20 protein-coding genes are annotated in these 22748 nt (G+C 72.2%); 10 read left to right on the top strand and 10 right to left on the bottom strand.

Annotated features, from left to right (window positions below; genetic code table 11):
- Positions 1–48: 48 nt before the first annotated feature.
- Positions 49–870 (top strand): ABC transporter permease, encoded by an 822-nt coding sequence (locus tag ACSNOG_RS23675; protein ID WP_436754716.1) that lies wholly within the window; start codon positions 49–51, stop codon positions 868–870.
- A 121-nt stretch (positions 871–991) separates the two neighbouring features.
- On the opposite strand, the gene greA is transcribed toward ACSNOG_RS23675, so the two are convergent.
- Both greA and ACSNOG_RS23665 read right to left on the bottom strand, forming a co-directional pair.
- A complete protein-coding gene (gene greA / locus ACSNOG_RS23670) occupies positions 992–1489 on the bottom strand; it encodes a transcription elongation factor GreA (RefSeq protein WP_436754714.1) in 498 nt (165 codons plus the stop codon).
- Positions 1490–1749: 260 nt separating this feature from the next.
- Complete coding sequence (locus ACSNOG_RS23665) at positions 1750–2160, bottom strand: DUF4307 domain-containing protein (RefSeq protein ID WP_436754713.1); 411 nt, start codon at positions 2158–2160, stop codon at positions 1750–1752.
- Between the two features lie 125 nt (positions 2161–2285).
- Here ACSNOG_RS23665 and mca point away from each other — a divergent pair, with 125 nt between their 5' ends.
- From mca to ACSNOG_RS23650, 3 genes are all read left to right on the top strand, one after another.
- Entirely contained in the window at positions 2286–3155 is an 870-nt protein-coding gene (gene mca, locus ACSNOG_RS23660) for a mycothiol conjugate amidase Mca (RefSeq protein WP_436754712.1), read from the top strand.
- 4 nt (positions 3156–3159) lie between these two features.
- Positions 3160–3390, top strand: a complete 231-nt coding sequence (locus ACSNOG_RS23655; RefSeq protein WP_436754711.1) for a hypothetical protein — start codon at positions 3160–3162, stop codon at positions 3388–3390.
- A 666-nt stretch (positions 3391–4056) separates the two neighbouring features.
- Positions 4057–6123 carry a thioredoxin domain-containing protein gene (locus ACSNOG_RS23650; RefSeq protein ID WP_436754710.1) on the top strand — a complete coding sequence of 689 codons (2067 nt, stop codon included), beginning with the start codon at positions 4057–4059 and terminating at the stop codon, positions 6121–6123.
- A gap of 77 nt (positions 6124–6200) precedes the next feature.
- On the opposite strand, the gene ACSNOG_RS23645 is transcribed toward ACSNOG_RS23650, so the two are convergent.
- From ACSNOG_RS23645 to trhA, 3 genes are all read right to left on the bottom strand, one after another.
- Positions 6201–6824: a TetR/AcrR family transcriptional regulator gene (locus tag ACSNOG_RS23645; RefSeq protein WP_436754709.1), complete on the bottom strand. Its 624-nt coding sequence runs from the start codon at positions 6822–6824 to the stop codon at positions 6201–6203.
- Between the two features lie 10 nt (positions 6825–6834).
- On the bottom strand, positions 6835–8373 hold the full coding sequence (locus tag ACSNOG_RS23640) for an MFS transporter (RefSeq protein ID WP_436754708.1): 1539 nt from the start codon (positions 8371–8373) through the stop codon (positions 6835–6837).
- A gap of 177 nt (positions 8374–8550) precedes the next feature.
- On the bottom strand, positions 8551–9309 hold the full coding sequence (gene trhA, locus ACSNOG_RS23635) for a PAQR family membrane homeostasis protein TrhA (RefSeq protein ID WP_436754707.1): 759 nt from the start codon (positions 9307–9309) through the stop codon (positions 8551–8553).
- Positions 9310–9574: 265 nt separating this feature from the next.
- On the opposite strand from trhA, the gene ACSNOG_RS23630 reads away from it, so the two are divergent.
- On the top strand, positions 9575–11404 hold the full coding sequence (locus tag ACSNOG_RS23630) for a phosphoenolpyruvate carboxykinase (GTP) (protein ID WP_436754706.1): 1830 nt from the start codon (positions 9575–9577) through the stop codon (positions 11402–11404).
- Positions 11405–11453: 49 nt separating this feature from the next.
- Here ACSNOG_RS23630 and ACSNOG_RS23625 read toward each other — a convergent pair whose 3' ends face one another.
- The 4 genes from ACSNOG_RS23625 to ACSNOG_RS23610 all read right to left on the bottom strand — a co-directional run bounded on the left by ACSNOG_RS23625 (position 11454) and on the right by ACSNOG_RS23610 (position 16337).
- A complete protein-coding gene (locus tag ACSNOG_RS23625; RefSeq protein WP_436754705.1) occupies positions 11454–11873 on the bottom strand; it encodes a hypothetical protein in 420 nt (139 codons plus the stop codon).
- Between the two features lie 175 nt (positions 11874–12048).
- Positions 12049–13260 (bottom strand): pyridoxal phosphate-dependent aminotransferase, encoded by a 1212-nt coding sequence (locus ACSNOG_RS23620; protein WP_436754704.1) that lies wholly within the window; start codon positions 13258–13260, stop codon positions 12049–12051.
- A gap of 76 nt (positions 13261–13336) precedes the next feature.
- Positions 13337–14953, bottom strand: a complete 1617-nt coding sequence (locus tag ACSNOG_RS23615) for an N-acyl-D-amino-acid deacylase family protein (protein ID WP_436754703.1) — start codon at positions 14951–14953, stop codon at positions 13337–13339.
- A 61-nt stretch (positions 14954–15014) separates the two neighbouring features.
- Positions 15015–16337, bottom strand: a complete 1323-nt coding sequence (locus ACSNOG_RS23610; RefSeq protein WP_436754702.1) for an amino acid deaminase — start codon at positions 16335–16337, stop codon at positions 15015–15017.
- Positions 16338–16562: 225 nt separating this feature from the next.
- Between ACSNOG_RS23610 and ACSNOG_RS23605 the strand changes: the two genes are divergently transcribed.
- The 5 genes from ACSNOG_RS23605 (at position 16563) to ACSNOG_RS23585 (ending at position 21281) form a co-directional block, all read left to right on the top strand.
- Positions 16563–17870, top strand: coding sequence for a sugar kinase (locus tag ACSNOG_RS23605; protein WP_436754715.1), 1308 nt, complete (start codon positions 16563–16565; stop codon positions 17868–17870).
- Positions 17867–18637, top strand: coding sequence for an IclR family transcriptional regulator (locus ACSNOG_RS23600; RefSeq protein ID WP_436754701.1), 771 nt, complete (start codon positions 17867–17869; stop codon positions 18635–18637). The genes ACSNOG_RS23605 and ACSNOG_RS23600 overlap by 4 nt, the downstream gene beginning before the upstream one ends.
- A gap of 7 nt (positions 18638–18644) precedes the next feature.
- A complete protein-coding gene (locus tag ACSNOG_RS23595) occupies positions 18645–19121 on the top strand; it encodes a RidA family protein (RefSeq protein ID WP_436754700.1) in 477 nt (158 codons plus the stop codon).
- A 27-nt stretch (positions 19122–19148) separates the two neighbouring features.
- Positions 19149–20627 (top strand): GntP family permease, encoded by a 1479-nt coding sequence (locus tag ACSNOG_RS23590; protein ID WP_436754699.1) that lies wholly within the window; start codon positions 19149–19151, stop codon positions 20625–20627.
- 108 nt (positions 20628–20735) lie between these two features.
- Positions 20736–21281, top strand: a complete 546-nt coding sequence (locus ACSNOG_RS23585; protein ID WP_436754698.1) for an RICIN domain-containing protein — start codon at positions 20736–20738, stop codon at positions 21279–21281.
- A gap of 105 nt (positions 21282–21386) precedes the next feature.
- Here ACSNOG_RS23585 and ACSNOG_RS23580 read toward each other — a convergent pair whose 3' ends face one another.
- Positions 21387–22697, bottom strand: a complete 1311-nt coding sequence (locus ACSNOG_RS23580) for a M14 family metallopeptidase (protein ID WP_436754697.1) — start codon at positions 22695–22697, stop codon at positions 21387–21389.
- Positions 22698–22748 lie beyond the last annotated feature (51 nt).

Here is a 22748-nt window from a genome sequence, read left to right as displayed (position 1 = left end):
ACGAGCGAGAGCCGGTCGGGCCGGTCGGCCGCCTCCAGGGAGGCGGCGCTGCGGGTGCACGGCGGCCTCGGCCGGTCCGTGCGCGACTCCCTGGTCGTCGCCAAGCGCAATCTGATCCGCATGGCGCGCATCCCCGAAGTGGTCATCTTCGGGCTCATCCAGCCGATCATGTTCGTGGTGCTGTTCAGTTACGTCTTCGGCGGCTCGATCTCCGTCGGCGGCAACACGGACCCGAGCGCCTACCGCGAGTTCCTCATGGCGGGCATCTTCGCCCAGACGGTCACCTTCGCCACGGCCGGCGCGGGCGCGGGCATCGCCGACGACATGCACAAGGGCCTCATCGACCGCTTCCGGTCCCTGCCCATGGCCCGCGGGGCCGTCCTCACCGGCCGCACCCTCGCCGACCTCGTGCAGACCGCGCTCACGCTGGTGGTGCTGGCGATCGTCGCGGTGATCGTCGGCTGGCGGATCCACGAGGGCGTCCTCAAGGCGCTCGGCGGCTTCGCGCTGCTGCTCCTGCTGGGCTACGCCTTCTCGTGGATCGGCGCGCTGATCGGCCTGTCCGTGCGCACCCCGGAGGCGGCCACCTCGGGCGGGCTGATCTGGCTCTTCCCGCTGACCTTCATCTCCAACGCCTTCGTGCCCGCCGACAACATGCCCACGGTGCTGCGCACCATCGCCGAGTGGAACCCCTTCAGCGCCACGGTCCAGGCGGCCCGCGAGCTGTTCGGCAACCTGCCGCCGGGCTATCCGGTGCCGGACGCGTGGCCGATGCAGCACCCGGTGTGGGCGTCGCTGATCTGGTCGGTGGCGATCATCGTGTTCTTCCGGACGCTGGCGGTGCGGAAGTTCCGCTCGGCGACGGCCTGAGCCGCCTGAGCCGCCCGAGCCGCCCGAGCCGCGCGGCCGCGAGCGAAAAGGGCCCTCTCCTCCCCGGCCGGGGAGGAGAGGGCCCTTCGTATGCCCGCAGGCGTCTTCGTCACGCTCCGGCTCAGCCGGTGTACGGCTTGGCCTCCAGGATGCGCACCATGGCCTTCTTGCCGTTCGGCAGCTCGTACTGGGCGTCCTCGCCGATCTTCTTGCCGTTGACGCCGGAGCCCAGCGGGGACTGCGGGGAGAACGTCTCGATGTCCGAGCTTGCGTACTCGCGGGAGGCGAGGAGGAACTCCATGGTGTCGTCCACATCGCCGTCGAAGGCGATGGTGACGACCATGCCGGGCGCCACGACGCCGGTGGCCGCCGGGGCCTCGCCGACCTTCGCGCTCTCCAGCAGCTGGGTGAGCTGGCGCACGCGGAGCTCCTGCTTGCCCTGCTCCTCCTTGGCCGCGTGGTACCCGCCGTTCTCTCGCAGGTCACCCTCCTCGCGGGCCGCCGCGATCTTGGCGGCGATCTCGGTGCGAGCGGGACCAGACAGGTACTCCAGCTCGGCCTTGAGCTGGTCGTACGCCTCCTGAGTCAGCCAGGTGACGTTGTCGCTGGTCTGGGTCACAGGTGCTCCTCGTCGGTACTGGGGAATGCTTTGGGGATACATCGCGATAACAAATGAACGCCCTACTCAGAAGGGTGCACCTTCAAAGCGGGGCGAAACCACGAGCCTAACAATTACGTCCGGAATGGGGGAAGAAGTAAACGGGATGAATCCCGCAAGAATCGCGTCAGTGCAGGTCAGCGCGGGTCAGCGCGGTGTGGTGGGCGCGTGATCCCGTGTCTGCGGTCCCCGTGGGGGTGCGGTCCCCCTGCCGGGGCGCGTCAGCTCCCCGAGGCGGCCCGGCAGCCCTCGAGCTTCGTGGCGGCGGCGTGGCGGGTGGTACGCAGGGTGACGCGCTCGGTGAAGTGATCCTCGCGACGGTCGAAGGTGAAGTCCTTGCGGCCCACCTCGGAGCCGTCGCTGCCGAGCGAGCGCACCGTACACACCCCGGCCTTGTCCTTGTCCTTACGGATCTCCAGGACCACCTGCACGGAGGTCTCCGAGACCGGCTTCGAGCGCAGGAGCTGGCCGGTGACCTCACTCTGGGTGATGTAGTGGATGCCGGACCAGGCGATCACGCCGAGCAGCCCGGCGCCCAGCACACCGCCGACGATCTTGAGCTTGCGGTCCGCACGCGCGTCCGCCGAGCGGCCGTAGCGACCGTCGGGCACTCCTTCGCGTGCCGCAGCCATGATCGTTCCTCCGGGTCGGGGCTGGTCGGGAGAACAGGAATGAAACGCCTCCCGCTTCGGTCACTATAGGAGGCGCCCCGACACACCGATAAGACGGGCCATGACCAGTGACCGAGGACGAAGTCTTGACTGAGCAGCTGCGACTGATGGCCGTGCACGCCCACCCCGACGACGAGTCGAGCAAGGGCGCGGCCACGATGGCCAAGTACGTGTCCGAGGGGGTGGACGTGCTGGTGGCCACCTGCACGGGCGGCGAGCGCGGCTCCATCCTCAACCCCAAGCTCCAGGGCGACCCGTACATCGAGGAGCACATCCACGAGGTCCGCGCCAAGGAGATGGACGAGGCGCGCGACATTCTCGGCGTCAAGCAGGAGTGGCTGGGCTTCGTCGACTCCGGCCTGCCGGAAGGCGACCCGCTGCCGCCGCTGCCCGAGGGCTGCTTCGCCCTGCAGGACGTGGACGAGGCGGCCGGGCGGCTGGTGAAGCTCATCCGCGAGTTCCGTCCGCACGTCGTGACGACGTACGACGAGAACGGCGGATACCCGCACCCCGACCACATCATGACCCACAAGATCACGATGGTGGCCTTCGAGGCGGCCGGCGACCCGTCCCGCTACCCCGAGGCGGGCGAGCCGTGGCAGCCGCAGAAGCTCTACTACAACCAGGGCTTCAACCGTCAGCGCACCCAGGCGCTGCACGACGCGCTGCTGGAGCGCGGCATGGAGTCCCCGTACGGGGAGTGGCTGGAGCGCTGGCACACCATGGGGCGCGAGCGCACGCTGACCACGTTCGTGCCCTGCGGCGACTTCTTCGAGATCCGCGACAAGGCGCTGATCGCGCACGCCACGCAGATCGACCCGGACGGCGGCTGGTTCCGCGTGCCGCTGGACCTGCAGCGGGAGGTCTGGCCGACGGAGGAGTACGAGCTGGCGAAGTCGCTCGTCGGCACGTCCCTCCCCGAGGACGACCTCTTCGCGGGCATCCGCAACAATTGACCCCATGATGAGCTCCCTCGCCGCCACCCAGCTGGTGCCGCTCGCCGAAGAACTCGACAAGAACAAGGTCACCCCCGGTGTCCTCGGCTTCATCGTCTTCGCCGTCATCGGCGTGGCGGTGTGGTTCCTGATGAAGAGCATGAACAAGCACATGAAGCGGGTGGACTTCGCGGAGGAGCCGGACGCCTCCGGCGCGGCCCCGGCGTCCTCGGCCGCGCCTTCGAAGACCCCCTGACCCCGGCGCGGCGGGCCCGTTTCCACCACGGCGGCGCGTTCCGGCGCTGCCGGCTCGGCACCGCCGGGCATCGCCGTTGAGCGTCTCGCCGTCGCGGCGGGTGGGGTTGTGCCGCCGTGGCGGTGATCAGCTGTGCCGGTGCGTTCCGGCGGCGGCGGGCCGGTGTCGGCCGGAATGTGTGTCGCCGCTGCCGCGGGGATTGTTTCCGCCGCGGCGGTGATCAGCCACGGCGGCGCGTTCCGGCGGTGCCGGGCCGAGGCCGGGCGAGGGGTGGTGCCCGGCCGGGCGGGGCCCGGTTCGCCGGGTCGTTGCCGGCTCGGCACCGCCGGGCATCGCCGTTGAGCGTCTCGCCGTCGCGGCGGGTGGGGTTGCGCCGCCGCGGCGGTGATCAGCTGTGCCGGTGCGTTCCGGCGGCGGCGGGCCGGTGCCGACCGGAATGTGTGTCGCCGCCGCGGAGATTGTTTCCGCCGCGGCGGTGATCAGCCACGGCGGCGCGTTCCGGCGGTGCCGGGCCGAGGCCGGGCGAGGGGCGGGGCCCGGTTTGCCGGGTCGTTCGGGTCGGTGCCGCCGGGCATCGCCGTTGTCGCCGTCGCGGCGGGAGCCCGGGCGCGGACACGGGGACGGTGGCGGCGGCCCGTAGGGAACGTCGTGCGCGAGGATGGGCGCATGCCCAACCGTTTGGCGCACGAGACGTCCCCTTACCTCCTCCAGCACGCCGGCAACCCGGTCGACTGGTGGCCGTGGTCGCCCGAGGCCTTCGCCGAGGCGCGGCGCCGTAACGTGCCGGTGCTGCTGAGCGTCGGCTACTCCAGTTGCCACTGGTGCCACGTCATGGCGCACGAGTCCTTCGAGGACGACGCCACCGCCGCCCTCCTCAACGAGCACTTCGTCTCCGTCAAGGTCGACCGCGAGGAGCGGCCCGACATCGACGCCGTGTACATGGAGGCCGTCCAGGCCGCCACGGGCCAGGGCGGCTGGCCCATGACGGTCTTCCTGACGCCCGAGGCCGAGCCGTTCTACTTCGGCACCTACTTCCCGCCCGCCCCCCGGCACGGCATGCCCGGCTTCCAGCAGGTCCTGGAGGGCGTACGGGCCGCGTGGCGCGACCGCCGCGACGAGGTCGGCCAGGTCGCCGGGCGCATCGTGCGGGAGCTGTCCGAGCGCACGCTCGCCCTCGGCATGCAGGGGGGCAAGGGCGAGCCGCAGCCCCCGTCCGCCGAGGAGCTGTCCGCCGCGCTGCTCGCGCTCACCCGTGACTTCGACGCGGTGCGCGGCGGTTTCGGCGGGGCGCCGAAGTTCCCGCCGTCCATGACGCTGGAGTTCCTGCTGCGCCACCACGCCCGTACGGGCTCCGCGGGCGCCCTGGAGATGGTGCAGGCCACCTGCGAGGCGATGGCCCGCGGCGGCATCTACGACCAGCTGGGCGGCGGTTTCGCCCGCTACTCCGTGGACGCGGAGTGGGTGGTCCCGCACTTCGAGAAGATGCTCTACGACAACGCCCTGCTCTGCCGCGTGTACGCCCACCTGTGGCGGGCCACCGGCTCGGAGCTCGCCCGCCGCGTCGCGCTGGAGACCGCCGACTTCCTGGTCCGGGAGATGCGCACCGACCAGGGCGGCTTCGCCTCCGCGCTGGACGCCGACAGCGAAGCCGTAGACGGATCCGGGCGGCACGCCGAGGGCGCCTACTACGTGTGGACGCCGCAGCAGCTGCGCGACGCGCTCGGCGATCAGGACGCCCTGCTCGCGGCGGCGCACTTCGGCGTCACCGAGGAGGGCACGTTCGAGGAGGGCGCCTCCGTCCTCCAGCTGCCCGATTCCGAGCAGCTCCTGGACGCCGGCAAGCTCGACTCCGTGCGCCGCAGGCTCCTCGCGGCGCGCGAGCAGCGGCCCCGCCCCGGCCGCGACGACAAGGTGGTCGCCGCCTGGAACGGGCTGGCCATCGCCGCGCTGGCCGAGACCGGCGCGTACTTCGACCGCCCGGACCTGGTCCAGGCCGCCACCGACGCCGCCGACCTGCTGGTCCGTACGCACATGGACTGGCAGGCCCGGCTCTTCCGCACCTCCCTGGACGGCACGGCCGGCACCCACGCGGGCGTCCTGGAGGACTACGGCGACGTGGCCGAGGGCTTCCTCGCGCTGAGCGCGGTCACCGGTGAGGGCGTGTGGGTGGACTTCGCGGGCCTGCTGCTGGACACGGTCCTCACCCGCTTCACCGGCGCGGACGGCGCGCTCTTTGACACCGCCGACGACGCGGAGGCGCTCATCCGCCGCCCGCAGGACCCGATGGACAACGCCACGCCGTCGGGCTGGACCGCCGCCTGCGGCGCTCTGCTGACGTACGCCGCGTACACCGGCAGCACCGCGCACCGCGAGGCCGCCGAGCGGGCGCTGGGCGTCGTGCGGGCGCTGGGCCCGCGGGCGCCGCGCTTCATCAGCTGGGGTCTGGCGGTGGCCGAGGCCCTGCTGGACGGGCCCCGGGAGGTCGCCGTCGTGGGCCTGCCCGACGACCCGGCCACCGCGGCGCTGCACCGCACCGCGCTGCTGGCGACGGCCCCCGGCCTGGCGGTCGCCGTCGGCGCCCCGCCGTCGGCGGACGAGCCGGCGGCGGTGGAGGTGCCGCTGCTCGCGCACCGGCCGCTGGCCGACGGGCGGGCGGTGGCGTACGTGTGCCGCGGGTTCACGTGTGACGCGCCGACGACGGATCCGCAGGCGCTGGCGGAGAGCCTGCGCTGAGCCGGCCCGTCGGCCCGTAGGCCCGCCGGCCCGCCGGGCAGTGGGCCGGCGGGCCGACGGCCGGACTCCGGAGCGTTCTAGAGCGTCAGACCCCGCGCCAAGACGTCCAGCGTCCGCTCCGTGACCTCCACGAGGTCGTCCGCCTGGCCCTGTTCGACCCAGCACATGACGGCCTCGTTCGTCGCGGCGACGACCGCGGTGACGACGACGCGCAGTTCGATGTCGTCGGCCGGGCGCCCGGTGCGCTCGGCCAGGACCGCGCGGAGCATGCGCGTCGTCTCCGTCATGCCCTCGGCCGCGCGGGCGCGCAGGGCGGGCACCTCGCGCATGAGCCGGGTGCGCTGGCGGAGCTCGGTGGAGTCCTGGTCGATGACGCGCCGCATCGAGTCGAGGATGCCCTGCCGGAAGGCCTCGACGGGGGCCTCCTGCGCCGGGCGGGCCCGGATCGCGGCCTCCAGCACCGGGTCGTACTCGTCCGTGAGGACGATGTCCTCCTTGGTGGGGAAGTACCGGAAGACGGTGCTGGGGGAGACGTCGGCGGCTTCCGCGATCCGGTCGACCGGCGTCGCGTCGTACCCCTGCTGCTCGAAGAGCCGGTACGCGGCGCGGCGGATCGCCTGACGGGTCTGGATCTTCTTCCGTTCGCGCAGTCCGAGCCGGGGCCCGGTCTGCGCGGCGGAAGGCGTTTGTGCGGAAGCCATGGCTGCATTCTCAGGCATCGGCCTTCCGGGGAACCACTTCGCGGGCGCCGGCCGGCCGCGGCGCCGCGGCGGGCCTGCCGGGCAGGAAGGCGGCGGTGAGGGCCGCGGCGGCGACGGCCGCGCAGCCGCAGGCGAGCAGGGCGAGGTCCATGCCGTGGACGAAGGCGGCGTCCGCCGACCGGGCGAGTGCGGCGTCCCCGAGCCGCCCGGCCACCTGGTGGGCGGCCACCACGGAGTCGCCCGCGGCGCTCGCCGCGGCGGGAGGAAGACCGCCGGTGTCCAGGCGCCCGGCGAACGAGCCGGCGATGAGGCTGCCGAGCACGGCGACTCCGACGGCCCCCGCGACCTGACGTAGCGTCATCAGCAGCCCGGAGCCGCTGCCCGCCCGGTCCCGGGGCAGGGCGCCGAGCGCGCCGTCCATCGCCGGCAGGATCCCGAAGCCGAACCCGAAACCGGCGAGCGTCAGCCACAGGGCGGTGAAGCCGTAGCCGTCGCCGGGGTCCGTGCGGCTGCCGGTCAGCGCGGCGGCGGCGAGGACGAGGAGGGCGCCGGGGATGACGACGCGGGACCCGAAGCGCTTGGCGAGGGGGCCGGCGGCGCGCGAGGCCACCAGCAGCCCGCCCATCATCGGCAGCATCCGCAGCCCGGTGCCGAAGGCGTCCTGGCCCTGGACCGTCTGCAGGTGCTGGGGCACGACGAACAGCAGGCCGGTGAGCACGAAGGTGACCAGGGCCGCGGCCAGGGTGTTCCAGCGGAACGCCCGGTCGCGCAGCAGCGTCACGTCCAGCACGGGCCGGGCCGAACGGCGCTCGCGCAGCACCAGGGCGGTGAGCAGGAGGACCGCCGCGGCGAGCGCGGCGAGCACGAGGGGCGAGGACCAGCCGCGCGCCGGACCCTCGTTGACGCCGGTGATGAAGGCGGCCAGGCCGGTGACGGTCAGGGCGGTGGACCGGAGGTCCACCCGCGGCGCGGCGGGGTCCCTGGTCTCGGGGAGCAGGAAGAGGCACGCGGCGATGCCGAGGACCACGAGCGGGACGTTCACGAGGAAGACCGACCCCCACCAGAAGTGGTCCAGCAGCCAGCCGCCGACGATCGGGCCGAGCGGCATGCCGAGCGCGGAGGCGGCCGAGACGGCGCCCAGCGCCCGGGAGCGCTCCTCCGCGGGGAAGAGCGACGGCAGTACGGACAGAGCGAGCGGCATGATCAGCGCGCCGCCCGCGCCCAGGACCACGCGGGCGGCGACGACGAGCCCGGGGCTGGTGACGAAGGCCCCGAAGAGCGATCCGGCCAGGAAGACGCCGAGGCCGGCCAGGAGCATCCGGCGGCGGCCGAAGCGGTCGCCGAGCAGGCCCGCGGGGAGCATCAGAGCGGCGAAGACGACCAGGTAGGAGTCGGCGATCCAGGTCTGTTCCGCGCTGTCGGCGCCCAGCTGCGCGGCCATCTCGGGCAGGGCCACGTTCAGGATCGTGCCGTCGAAGCCGAGGACGAGCATGCAGGCGACGAGGGCTCCGAGGGCCCACCAGCGGCGGGGGTCGGGCCGGGTGCTCATGGCACACCTCCGGTAGAGAAGTCCGAATCGAAGCCGGAGTAAAAGTCAAATGACAGTAACTCTCAAAAGATTGACACTGTCAATCAGGGGAGGGGGCGGGCAGAGGGGAGTCCGGGCAGGAAAAAACGGCCGCGACCTCGGTGGTCGCGGCCGTTCCGGTGACGGCGGGGCAGGAGCTCAGGCGTGCGTGTAGGCCACCAGGGAGATGCCGACGTAGTGCACGATGAAGGCCGCCAGCGTGAGCGAGTGGAAGACCTCGTGGAAGCCGAACCAGCGCGGCGAGGGGTTCGGCCGCTTGATGCCGTAGATCACCCCGCCGGCGCTGTAGAGCAGCCCCCCGACGACCACCAGGACGAGGACGGCGATGCCGCCCTTGCTCAGGAAGTCCGGGAGGAAGAAGACCGCGGCCCAGCCCATGGCGATGTAGCAGGGGGTGTAGAGCCAGCGCGGGGCGCCGACCCAGAAGACGCGGAAGGCTATGCCCGCCGCGGCGGCCGCCCAGACGGCCCACAGCAGCACTTGTCCGCGGCTGCCGGGGATCAGCAGCATCGTCAGCGGGGTGTACGTGCCGGCGATGATCAGAAAGATGTTCGCGTGGTCGAGGCGGCGCAGGACGGCGTTGGCGCGCGGGCTCCAGTCGCCCCGGTGGTAGAGGGCGCTGATGCCGAAGAGCGATCCCGCGGTGAGGACGTAGACGGCGCACGCGATCCGGCCGCGCGTGCTGTCGGCCAGGGCGGTCAGGAAGACGCCGGCGATCAGCACGGCGGGGAACATCCCCGCGTGCAGCCAGCCGCGCAGGCGCGGCTTCGCGGGGACCGGCGGGTCGGCGGGCAGGACGGCGGCGGAGGGTGCAGCCTCGGCGGGGAGGGCTGCTGCGGCCGCGGCGCCGGCGGGCGCGGGGAGCGCGGAAGGCGCTGCGTCGGGCGCGGGAGTCATGGCCGACATGCTACCTACGCCACCGTAAGTTACGGATCAGTATCGCGTGGCGATGGTCACGGGAGCGCCCCCTGGACAGAAGCACTGCGGAGTCGGATGATCAAATGAGTGCGGGCGGCACCGGATGAGCAGTCACGAAGCGTCTGGGTCGCAGCCCCCAAGGGGCATCCATCCATAGAAGCGGACTTCGCGGGCGAAACAGGCGAGTCCGTCAACCCTCAATTTCTACGCCGGGCAGTGTGGATTCCGGCGGGACGGAGCGATCGTGGCGCGCAGTGATGCGGCTCCCACCACCCCCACCCAGCACCAGGAGCTGATCTCCTGGGTCGACGAGATCGCCGCCCTCACCCAGCCGGACCGCGTGGTCTGGTGCGACGGTTCCGAGGCGGAGTACGAGCGCCTGTCCGAGGAACTCGTCCGCAAGGGCACCTTCAGGAAGCTCGACCCGGTCAAGCGCCCCAACTCGTACTACGCCGCCTCCGACCCCAGTGACGTGGCGCGCGTCGAGGACCGCACGTTCATCTGCTCCGAGAAGGAGGAGGACGCCGGCCCGACCAACCACTGGAAGGCCCCCGCCGAGATGCGGGAGATCTTCCAGGGCAAGGACGACCAGGGCGGCATCTTCCGCGGCTCCATGCGCGGCCGCACGATGTACGTCGTGCCCTTCTGTATGGGCCCGCTCGGCTCCCCGCTGTCCGCGATCGGCGTCGAGATCACCGACTCGGCCTACGTCGCCGTCTCCATGCGCACCATGACCCGGATGGGCCAGGCCGTCCTCGACGAGCTCGGCACCGACGGCTTCTTCGTCAAGGCCGTCCACACCCTCGGCGCGCCGCTCGCCGAGGGCGAGGCCGACGTCCCGTGGCCGTGCAACACCACCAAGTACATCTCGCACTTCCCCGAGGACCGCGAGATCTGGTCCTACGGCTCGGGTTACGGCGGCAACGCCCTGCTGGGCAAGAAGTGCTACGCCTTGCGCATCGCCTCGGTGATGGCCCGCGACGAGGGCTGGCTCGCCGAGCACATGCTCATCCTCAAGCTCACCCCGCCCCAGGGTGACTCCAAGTACGTCGCCGCCGCTTTCCCGTCCGCCTGCGGCAAGACCAACCTCGCCATGCTGGAGCCCACCGTCTCCGGCTGGACCGTCGAGACCATCGGCGACGACATCGCCTGGATGCGCTTCGGCGAGGACGGCCGCCTCTACGCCATCAACCCCGAGGCCGGCTTCTTCGGCGTCGCGCCCGGCACCGGCGAGCACACCAACGCCAACGCCATGAAGACCCTGTGGGGCAACTCCGTCTTCACCAACGTCGCCCTCACCGACGACGGCGACGTGTGGTGGGAGGGCATGACCGAGGAGCAGCCCGAACACCTGACGGACTGGAAGGGCAACGACTGGACCCCGGCCTCGGAAACCCCGGCGGCCCACCCCAACGCCCGCTTCACCGTGCCCGCCTCGCAGTGCCCGATCATCGCGCCCGAGTGGGAGGACCCCAAGGGCGTGCCGATCTCGGCGATCCTCTTCGGCGGCCGCCGCGCCTCCGCCGTCCCGCTGGTGACCGAGTCCTTCGACTGGCAGCACGGCGTCTTCCTCGGCGCCAACGTCGCCTCCGAGAAGACCGCGGCCGCCGAGGGCAAGGTCGGCGAGCTGCGCCGCGACCCGTTCGCCATGCTGCCCTTCTGCGGCTACAACATGGGCGACTACATGGGTCACTGGATCAAGGTCGGCCAGGACAAGGACGCGGCCAAGCTGCCGAAGATCTACTACGTGAACTGGTTCCGCAAGGACGCGGACGGCCGGTTCGTGTGGCCGGGCTTCGGCGACAACAGCCGCGTCCTGAAGTGGATCGTCGACCGCCTCGACGGCCGCGCCGAGGGCGTCGAGACCCCCATCGGCGTGCTGCCGACCCGCGAGGCGCTCGACACCGAGGGTCTGCGCATCTCCGACGAGGACCTCGACCTGCTGCTCACGGTGGACGAGGAGGTCTGGCGCGAGGAGGCCGCACTGATCCCCGAGCACCTGAACACCTTCGGCGACCACACCCCGAAGGAACTGTGGGACGAGTACCGGGCGCTGGTGCGGCGCCTGGGCTGACGGCCCGAGTCGCACGTGACGCCCGCCCCGGCTCCCGGGGCGGGCGCCACTACTCCTCCTCGGGGATGCCGAGAGCCGTCGCGTGAGCGCGCAGGCGCTCGGCCGCGAGGGCCCGGCCCGCCGCGTCGCCGGCCGACGCGGCGACGACCAGGGCCTGACCGGCCAGCTGGTGGGCGCGCTGGTGAAGGGCGTTGATGCGGGCGGGGGTGGGGTGGCCCGCCGACGGGGCCGCCCGGAGCGGGGTGGTGCCGCTCATGCGGGTGATGCCGTCGGCGAGACGGTCGGCGGCGTCGTCCAGCGTGCCGGACGGCGTGAGGGCGCGCAGCTCGTCGGTCACGGTCAGCAGCGCGGTGAGATGTCCCGCGAGCCGGATGTCCAGCTCTTCCTCGCGGGAACGGTGCAGGACGCGCTTGCTCCAGCGCTGTGCGGCCAGGCTGTGGACCGATTGCGTCCGGATCGGCTCGTACATGGATGGCCTCCTGGGAATGCCTCAGAAGGCCATCCTAACTTAGACGGCGTCTAAAGTTGTCTTCTCTATAGATAACCGGTCCGCCGACCGGCTGCAGCTGCTACGGGCTTCTACGGGCCACTACGGCCACCACGGCCACCACGGCCACTACAACCACTACAACCACTACGGGCTTCTACGGCTGCCCGTAGCCGTCCAGGAAGTTCCCGATCCGCGTCACCGCGTCCGCCAGATCCGTCGCGCTCGGCAGCGTGACGAGGCGGAAGTGGTCCGGCTCCGGCCAGTTGAAGCCCGTGCCGTGCACGACCATGATCTTCTCGGCGCGGAGCAGGTCCAGCACCATCTGCCGGTCGTCCTTGATCTTGTAGACCTTCGGGTCCAGGCGCGGGAAGGCGTACAGCGCGCCCTTGGGCTTCACGCACGTCACGCCCGGGATCTGCGTCAGCAGCTCGTGCGCGACGTCGCGCTGCTCCAGCAGCCGGCCGCCGGGCAGCACCAGGTCGTTGATCGACTGCCGGCCGCCGAGGGCCGTGGCCACCGCGTACTGGGCGGGCATGTTGGCGCACAGCCGCATGTTGGCCAGGATCGTCAGGCCCTCGATGTAGCTGTCGGCGTGGGCCTTGGGGCCGCAGACCGCCAGCCAGCCGCTGCGGTACCCGGCCACCCGGTAGGCCTTGGACAGGCCGTTGAAGGTGAGGGTGAGCAGGTCCGGGGCGATGGCCGCGGTGGGGGTGTGGGTGACGCCGTCGTAGAGGATCTTGTCGTAGATCTCGTCCGAGCAGACGATCAGGTTGTGGCGGCGGGCGATCTCGGTCAGACCGCGCAGCATCTCGTCGTCGTACACCGCACCCGTGGGGTTGTTCGGGTTGATGATGACGATGGCCTTGGTGCGGTCGGTGACCTTGCGCTCGATGTCCGCCAGGTCCGGCATCCAGTCCGCCTGCTCGTCGCAGCGGTAGTGCACGGCGGTGCCGCCGGCCAGGGAGACCGAGGCCGTCCACAGCGGGTAGTCCGGGGCCGGTACGAGGACCTCGTCGCCGTCGTCGAGCAGGGCCTGCATCGACATCTGGATCAGCTCCGAGACGCCGTTGCCGAGGTAGACGTCCTCGACGGACAGCTCGATGCCCTTGGTCTCGTAGTGCTGCACCACCGCGCGGCGGGCCGAGAGCAGGCCCTTCGCGTCGCCGTAGCCGTGGGCGTCGCCCACGTTGCGCAGCATGTCCTCGAGGATCTCCGGCGGGCACTCGAACCCGAAGATCGCGGGATTGCCGGTGTTGAGCTTGAGGATGCGGTGACCTGCCGCCTCCAGCCGCATGGCCTCCTCGAGCACCGGGCCACGGATTTCGTAGCAGACGTTGGCGAGCTTCGTTGACTGGATCACCTGCATGACGGCCACCATACGGGGGCTCCGGACGGCGTGCTCACCGTTTCCCGGCGCGCCGACGCCGCCGCGGAGCGGCCGGTCAGGCCGCCGCGGTGCGCCGGACGCTCCGGCCCGCCAGGACGTCCGTCCGGCGCCCGTCTTCCATCACAAAGCGTCCGGCAATCAGGACATAAGGAATGCCGGTCGGAAGCGTCCGAGGGGCTTCGAAAGTGGCACCGGCGGCCACCGTCTCCGGATCGAAGAGAACGAGATCGGCGCGGTGTCCGACCCGTACGAGACCCCTGTCCGGCAGCCTCAGACGCGCCGCGGGACGTGACGTGAGATGCGCCACGCACTCCTCCAGGGAGAGCACACCGAGCTCGCGCGCGTACCGGCCCAGGTAGTGCGGAAACGTGCCGTACGCGCGCGGATGCGGCTTCGCGCCGTGCAGGATGCCGTCGCTGCCGCCCGTGTGCACGCGGTGCCGCATGATCGTGCGGACGTTCTCCTCGTGGCCCACGTGCTGGAGGATCGCCGGCCCCAGCCGGTCGGCGAGCAGCAGCCGGCGCGCGGTCGCCCACGGCTCCTCGCCGCGCTCGCGGGCGGTGCGGGCGATCGTCCTGCCGACGTGGGCCGCGGCGAGCCGTGGGTCCGTGACGCCCGAGACCTCGATCGCCTCCCAGTCGATCGGCACGCCGTGGCAGCCGTCTGCGCCCTCCACCTCCATCGCGTACCGGATGCGCTCGGCCGTCGCGTCGTCGCGCAGGCGCGCCAGCACCGCCTCCGGGCCGCCCTCGCCCGCCCAGCTCGGCAGCATCGCGACGAGCGTGGTGCAGCCGGGGGTGTAGGGGTACGTGTCGAGCGAGATGTCCGCGCCGCCGGCGAGCGCCGCGTCGAGCAGGGCCAGCAGCTCGGGGGCGCGGCCCTCGTTCACCCCGAAGTTCATGGTGGCGTGGGCCAGGTGCAGGGCGCAGCCGGCCGCCCGGGCCAGGTCGATCATCTCCTCGTACGCGGCGAGGGCGCCCGCGCCGTACGAGCGGTGGTGCGGGCAGTAGTAGCCGCCGTACGCGGCGACCACGCGGCACAGCTCGGTCAGCTCGGCGCCGTCCGCGTACATGCCGGGCGTGTACGTGAGCCCCGACGACAGGCCGACAGCGCCCTGCTCCAGGCCCTCGGCGACGAGCTGCTTCATACGGGCGAGCTCGGCCGGCGCGGCGGGCCGGTCCTCCCAGCCGACCGCGAGCGCGCGGACGGTCCCCTGCGGGACGAGGTAGGCCGCGTTGACGGCGACGCCCTCGCCGCCGAAGCCGTGGTCGAGGCGGTCCAGGTACTCCCCGACGGAGCGCCAGGTGAGGCCGACGTCCGAACCGTCACCGTTCCAGCCGGTGATCTGCGTGCGGACCTCGCCGAGCGTGCGGTCGTCGACGGGCGCGTACGACAGGCCGTCCTGCCCGATGACCTCCAAGGTCACGCCCTGCGCGGCCTTCGCCTCGTGGGAGGGGTCGCGCAGGAGCGCCAGATCGCTGTGGGCGTGCATGTCGATGAAGCCGGGGGAGAGGGCGAGGCCCGTCGCGTCGACCACGCGACGGGCGGAGGGCCGGCGCTCGCCCTCGCGTGCGATGACGGCGATCCGCCCTCCGTCCAGGGCGACGTCCGCCCGGTAGGAGGGCCCACCGGACCCGTCGACGACGCGCACGTTGCGGAAGACGGTGTCCATGGACGTTCACGTTCCCTTCGGGGTCCGGTCGGCGGGGCCGGCGGCGGATCGGCGGCGGGGTCTAGAAGAACGTGCGGACGTAGTCCGTGACCGTGCCGTCCTCCGCGGCCAGCGGGATCAGCTGCCACTTGTCGAACACCGTGCACGGGTGCGACAGGCCCAGCCCCACCCAGTCCCCGACCTCCAGCTCCACGCCCTCCGACACTTCCACGAACGCGTGCTGGTCGGCCAGACCGATCACGGTCATGCCGTCACCGCCCTCCCGCACCGACCCGTCCCGCGCCGAGCGCACCGCCCGCACCACCGGCAGGTCCAGGTCGTAGGGGACGTCGCGCTTGCCCGCGTTGAGGTAGGCACGGCCCGGCTCCGGACGGGAGACCACCTGGGCCCAAAGGCGGAAGGCAGGCTTCAACTCCCCTTCCTCCGGGTGGCGGTTGAAGGGCGTCTTCTTCCGGTACGCGACGTCGTCGTGGGTGATGTACGCCCCCGACCGCAGCAGCTTCAGCACCGGCACCGACAGCGCCGGCAGCTCCGCGAACACCTCGGCGACCGCGTCGAACCACGCGCTGCCGCCCGCACTGACGACCACCTCCTCAACGCCGGCGAACCGCCCCGCCCCGTCGAACCCGACGGCCAGCGCCGTCAGCCGGCGCAGCCACGCGCGGACGAGGTCCCCGTCGGCAGCCGGGATCTCCGCCTCGTACCCGCCGACCCCGGCCAGCCGCAGCGTGCTCACGGCGGCCACCGCGTCGGCCACGGCCGTGCACTCGGCCTCGGTGCGGGCGCCCGTACGGCCGCCCGGGGCGCCCAGCTCGACGACCACGTCGAGCGGCCGGGAGGCGCCCGCCTCGCGCAGCGCGGCGTCCATCAGCTCGACGCCGCGCACGGAGTCGACGTAGGTGAAGAGGCGGAACTCCGGGTCGGCGTCCAGCTCGGCGGCGAGCCAGCGCAGGGCGGCGGCGTCCACGACCTCGTTGGCGAGGAAGACGCGGCGTATGCCGAAGGCGCGGTAGACACGCACCTGGGAGACCGTCGCGGCGGTGATCCCCCACGCGCCGTGCGCGATCTGCCGCTCCAGCAGCTGCGGCGCCATGGTGGTCTTGCCGTGCGGGGCGAAGGCGAGGCCGTGACCGGTGGACCAGCGCTCCATGAGGGCGAGGTTGTGGTCGAGCGCCTCGGCGGAGAGGGCGAGCACGGGCGTGGTGAAACCGCCCGTGAACAGCGAGCGGCGCTCGGCGGCCAGCGCGCCGACGGTCAGGCCCTCGGCGTCCGGGGGCAGGCCCTTGAAGCGGTGGTCGACGCGGGTGTCCGCGAGGCGGGCGACGGCGTCGTGGGCCGCGGTGTCGGTGGTCGCGTCGGCGCCGGTCGCGTCGGCGGTGGCCAATGGAGCCTCCCGGGGGGTCCGTGTGTACGTGTGGTGCGCGCGGATGTGGCGCTTTGTTGCGCAGAGTGCAATGCCCATTGCGCAGTGCGCTGGCTGCTGTCTAACATCCCGCCAAGTACGGGGTCAACGGTCATCTCGCGTCGTGGGAGCGACCGTGACAGGACGCGTACACAACCGGACACAACCGGACCGGACCGATCTGGACCGGGCCGATCTGGACCGGGCCTGCCGGACTGGACCGAGGAGCGAGAGCCGACCGTGACCGCACCCGCCGACCTCCCCGACGTCGTGTGCCTCGGCGAGTCGATGGTCGCCTTCCGCCCCGCGCGGACCGAGCCGGTCCCGCTCGCCGGCGTGCCGTCCTTCGACCGGGGCATCGGGGGAGCGGAGTCCAACGTCGCCTGCGCGCTGGCCGCCGCCGGGCACCGGGCGAAGTGGCTGGGCCGGGTCGGCGCTGACGCCTTCGGCGACCACCTGGTGGCGGCGATCGCGGCGTACGGTGTGGACGTCTCCGCGGTCCAGCGGGATGCCGGGCGGCCGACGGGCGTGTACTTCCGCACGGCGGGGGAGCGGGGCGTCGGGCTTCCCGGCTCCCCTTCCGGCTCCTCGCCCTCCGGTTCTCCTTTCGGCTCCTCGCCCTCCGGTTCTCCTTCCGGCTCCTCGCCCTCCGGTTCTCCTTTCGGCGCCGTCGCCGAAGTCCTCTACTACCGCGCCGGATCCGCCGCCTCCGCCATGTCGCCGGACCTCGTCCGCCGCGCCACCGCGTGGTCCGGCCGCATCCTGCACCTCACCGGCATCACCGCCGCGCTCTCCGCCGGCTGCCTCGCCCTCGTGCGCGGGCTCACCGAGCCCCACCCCGGCCGGCCCCTCGTCTCCTTCGACGTCAACTACCGCGTGGCGCTGTGGCGCGACGCCCCCGACGGGCCCGCGGTCCTGGCCGCCCTGGCCCGCCGGTGCGACCTCGTCTTCGTCGGCGAGGACGAGGCCGAGGCGGCCTGGGGCGTCCGCGGCACCGCGGCGATACGGGCCGCGCTGCCGGAGCCGCGGGTGCTCGTCGTCAAACACGGGGCGGCGGGGGCGACGGCGTACGTACGGAGTGCGGGCGAGGAGGAGGCGGCCGTCTTCGCCCCCGCCCTCTCCGTCGACGTCGTCGCCCCCGTCGGGGCGGGGGACGCGTTCGCGGCCGGCTTCCTCTCCGGCACCCTGCGCGGGCTGAGCGTGGAGCGCCGGCTGCGCCACGGCCACCTCATGGCCGCCGCAGCGCTGACCTCCCCGGGCGACCTGGCCGCCCCGCCCCGGCGCGAACTCGCCGACCGGCTGGCGGCCCTGGGCCCGCAGGAGTGGGGAAGACTGCGCCTGGGGCCGGGCTGGACCGAGGCCTCGCCGGGGCCAGGCACCGGATCCCCCGGGCCGGCCGGGGGCCCGGGTTCCACCGGGGGCCCTGGTCCCGCCGGGGACCCCGGTCCCACGGACCCCACCGACCCCACCGATCCCCTTGAGCGCACCACCCCCGCCGCGAAGGACCGCCCATGAGCCAGACCGTCGACCGCGCCCTGCGGATCCTTCCCCTGCTCGCCGAGGGGCCGGCCAACCTGGAGCAGGTGGCGGCCCGCCTCGACGTCCACAAGTCGACCGCCCTGCGCCTGCTGCGCACCCTCCACGAACACGGCATGGTCTACCGGCAGCAGGACCAGCGCTACCGCCTCGGCACGCGCCTGTTCGCCCTCGCCCAGCAGGCCGCCGAGAACCTCGACGTCCGCGAGATCGCCCACCCGCACCTCGTCGCGCTCAACGAGCGGTGCGGGCACACCGTGCACCTCGCCGTGTACGAGGACGGCGAGGTCCTCTACATCGACAAGGTCGAGAGCCGCTACCCCGTACGGATGTACTCCCGCATCGGCAAGCCCGTCGCGATCACCGTCGCCGCCGTCGCCAAGCTGCTCCTCGCCGACCTGCCCGAGCCCGAGCGCCGCGCGGTCGCCGAACGCCTCGACTACCCCGCCTACACCGCCCGTTCGACGCCGGACGCCACCGCCTTCCTCAAGGAGCTCGCGACCGTGCGCGAGCAGGGCTGGGCCACGGACTTCGGCGGGCACGAGGAGTCCATCAACTGCGTCGGCGCCCCCGTCCGCGGCACCGACGGCCGCGTCGTCGCCGCCTGTTCGATCTCCGCGCCCAACGTCGTCGTCGGCACGGGCGAGCTCCTCGAACTCCTCCCGCTGCTGCGCCGCACCGCGGAGGCCATCAGCGCGGAGTACTCCGGCACCACACCGCCACCGCCGTCACCCGTCAGGAAGTAGCCACGTCATGACCGAGAAGACCGAGAAGACCGAGAAGACTCAGAAGACCGAGAAGACCGAGAAGACCGAGAAGACTCAGAAGACCGAGAAGACCGCCGTCACGCCCCCCACCCACACCACCCCGCCCGCGAAGTTCTCGCACGGGGTGAAGAAGGGCAACATCCTGCAGGTCGCGGGGCAGGTCGGCTTCCTGCCGGCGGTGGAGGGGCAGCCGCCGACGCCCGCGGGGGACACCCTGCGCGAGCAGACCCTGCAGACCCTGGCCAACGTCAAGGCCGTCCTGGAGGCGGGCGGTGCGACCTGGGAGGACGTGATCATGATGCGGATCTACCTCACGGACACCGCCCACTTCGCGGAGATGAACGCGATCTACGACGAGTACTTCGCCGACCTGAAGTCCGTCCCCGCGGCCCGTACGACCGTCTACGTCGGCCTCCCCGCCGGCCTGCTCATCGAGATCGACGCCCTCGCCGTCCTCGGCTGACGCCGTCCCGAGCCCGGGGGGTTGCTCGTGTCCGTCACCTGCGCGGCCGGGGGCCGCACCGGAGGGCTCCCGGCCCTCGTACCGGGCACCGCCGGTCTGCTGACCGTCGCCGCGCTCGGCATCGCCCTGCTGCTCCTCCTGATCATCAAGGTCAGGCTGCAGCCGTTCGTGGCCCTGCTGGCCGTCTCGGTCGCCGTCGGCCTGGGCGCCGGGCTGTCCGTGACCGAACTCTTCGGCACGGTGCAGAAGTCCGGCGCCGTCCCGCTCGTCGAAGCGGGCATGGGCGGCACCCTCGGCCACATCGCCGTCATCATCGGGCTCGGCACGATGCTCGGCTCGGTGCTGGAGGTCTCCGGCGGCGCGGAGGCCCTCTCCGCACGGCTGCTCGCCCTCTTCGGCGAGCGGCGCGCGCCCCTCGCGATGGGGGTGACCGGCGTGGTCTTCGGCATCCCCGTCTTCTTCGACGTGGGCATCTTCGTCCTCGCGCCGCTCGTGTACGCGGCGGCCAGGCGCAGCGGGAAATCGATTCTGCTGTACGCGCTGCCGCTGCTGGCCGGGCTCTCCATGACCCACGCCTTCCTGCCGCCCCACCCGGGCCCGGTGGCCGCGGCCGGCCTGCTGCACGTGGACCTCGGCTGGGTGATCCTCATGGGCGCCGCGGCGGGCCTGCCGGCGGTCCTGGCGGCGTGGGCGTACGCGGCGTGGATCGGGCGCCGCGTCTTCGTCCCCGTCCCGGAGGAGATGGAGGCGGCGGCCGAGGAGGCGAGGAGGGCGGCCCCGATCCCGGACCCCGACCCGGACCAGGACCAGGACCAGGACACGGGGAAGGCCGAAGCGCCGGTCGCGCTCGGGACCCTGCTCGCCGTCATCGGCACGCCCCTGCTCCTCATCCTCCTGGCGACCTTCTCCTCCGTGGCGTTCGCACCGAGCACGGCCCGCTCGGTGGCCGAGTTCTTCGGCCATCCCTTCGTGGCGCTGACGATCGCCCTGCTCCTGGCGTACTGGCTGCTGGGCCTGCGCCGCGGCTGGTCCCTCGCGTCGCTGCAGGCCGTCTCGACCGCGTCGCTGAAACCGGTGGGCAACATCCTGCTCGTCGTCGGCGCGGGCGGGATCTTCGGCGCGGTCCTCAAGGCGAGCGGGGTGGCCCAGGCCCTGGCCGGCACGTTCGACGGCGCGGGGCTGCCCGTCGTCGTTCTGGCGTGGCTGCTCGCCGTGGCACTGCGGGTCGCGCAGGGGTCGGCGACGGTCGCGATCGTGACGACAGCGGGCATCATCGCCCCCCTGCTCTCCGGCGCCGGCCACTCCCAGGCCCACCTGGCCCTGGTCATCGTGGCGGTGTCAGCGGGTTCGATCTTCGCCTCGCACGTGAATGACGGCGGCTTCTGGATGGTGGCCAAGTACTTCGGCATCCCGGAACGGCAGACGCTGAAGTCGTGGACGGTCCTGGAGTCGGTGCTGTCGGTGGCGGGCTTCGCGGTGGCGGGGATTTTGACGGTGGTGGTGTGATGAAGGGTGATATATCCTCAAGATCAAAATGGAGGGGTGCGCCCGTATCCGGGCGTGACAAAGGGGAATTGGGGGACACGAGTGAAGACTTTCGTCAAGCTTGCGACCGTGGCCGCATCCGGTGCGGCGCTCGTGCTGACAGCGCCGGGCGTCGGTCAGGCGGCCGGTCGCGGTGACCTGCTCGTCAACACCATGAGCCTCAGGTGCCTGGAAATCGACAACTCGAGCCGGAGCAACGGTGCCCTCGCCCAGCAGTGGGCGTGCAAGGGCCAGGCCGGTGCCGTGTGGAAGTTCGTCAAGGTCGCCGGTTCCGGCACGGGGTCCCAGTACCGGATCGTCAACGCCAACAGCGGCAAGTGCCTGGAGATCGCTGACTCCCGCAAGGACGCGGGAGCCCCGATCCAGCAGTGGACGTGTGTGGACGGCGTCGCGACGCAGCTCTGGTACGAGGACCGCGGCACTCTCCTGAACAAGAACGCGGGGCTGGCCGTGAGCCTTCCGGAGCCCGGCGAGCCGGGCGACGTCGGCCCGGGCGGCGGTCGCGTGGTGCAGCCGAACCTGCAGGACGGCGCGCGGGCCGTGGCGGGCGTTGCGCCCCAGATATGGGACCACTGGGACCCGGCCTACCCGCCCGCCCCGGTCCAGGCCGGGTAGTACCGCTGCCCTACTGCTCCGCCGAGTACCGCTGTCCTACTGCTCCGCCGAGCCGTCCGGCCCGGCGGAGCAGTAGCACGTGCGGGTCGCCGTACCGCGAGCCGGCTACTGCTTGCAGTACTGCGCCTCCTTGCCGATCACCCGGTACATGCAGTCCGAGGCCTCCAGCAGCTGCAGCACTGCCTCGCGGTTGCGCGCGGTCTCGCGGTCGATCACCTCGTCCGGCGGGTAGAAGCCCCCGCCCGCTCCGCTCTCGTTCGGGTACATCTCGAAGGTGTACGAGAAGATCCGCTGGTCGCCCCAGAGCCAGTCGTCGATCGTGCCGTCGGTGACGTAGAGGTCGCTGGACTGCTCGGGCGTGTAGCCGTTGCTGGCGGCCATGGACTTGCCGAGGGTCGCGTAGACGTCGTGCTCGTCCTGGCTCATTCCGGGGCCGGTGTCGTTGTAGGTGTAGCCGAAGGGCCACAGCACCAGCTCGCTGTAGGTGTGGAAGTCGAGCGCCGTCCTGATCTGCTGCTTCCCGCCGACGACGCGGCTGCGCGCGAAGTCGGCGACGACCTTCACCTCGGGCGCGGACTCGGGGGCCGAGCCGCGGTAGGTCTCGGAGCCGGTGCTGCCGGAGGATCCGTTGCAGCAGCCCCACTTGAAGTTCCAGTTGCGGTTGAGGTCGGTGCCGCGGCTCGTGGACCCGGCGTTGGGCTGGCGGTTCTTGCGCCAGCTGCGGTACGAACCGGTGGCGATGTCGTATTCGCCGCCGTCGGGGTTGACGTCGGGCACGACCCAGATCTCGCGGTTGTCGACCATCTTGGTGACGCGCGGGTCGCTGCCGTACTTGGAGCCGAACTCCTTGAGCAGGTAGAGGGCCATCTCGATGGTGAGGTGCTCGCGCGCGTGCTGGTGCGCGGTGAAGAGGACCTCGGGTTCGTCCTCGTCGGCCGCCACGTTGTCACTGATCTTGACGGCGACGATCTCGCGGCCCTCGTAGGACTTGCCGATGACCTTCTTGCTCATGATCGCCGGATGTGCGGCGACGTCGGCGTCGATCTCCGCCATCGCCTCCCGGTAGTTGTGGTACTTGGCGTCGGCGGGCGGGAAGTCGTACGGCTCGGGGGAGCGGCCCTCGGAGCGGTCGGGCGGCCCGGGCAGCCGGCTGACCTGGTAGCCCATCCGGCGGATGCGCTCGGCCTGGGCGGCGTCCGCGGTGATCACGACGGAGCCGTGGCGCACGGCGTCGATGGCGACGCCGGTCGAGGCCAGGGCGGTGCGCTGGGCGGCGGTACGAGGGCCGGTGACCTCGTACGCCTGCGGCCTCTCCTCGGTGTCGCGGCTGTCGCGCGAGGCGGCCGGGACGGCCAGGGCCAGGGTGAGCACGGTGGCGAGGGCGGCGGCCCATCTGCCGTGCGAGCGGGGTCGCATGCGGTCTCCTGGGGGGTTCCGGATGTGCGACGGGTGGGGGATATGAGGGAC

The organism is Streptomyces sp. URMC 124 (assembly GCF_051386455.1).
Taxonomy (GTDB): domain Bacteria; phylum Actinomycetota; class Actinomycetes; order Streptomycetales; family Streptomycetaceae; genus Streptomyces.
Note: the sequence above shows the minus strand (reverse complement) of the source record. Positions and strands in the feature narration are given on the sequence as shown.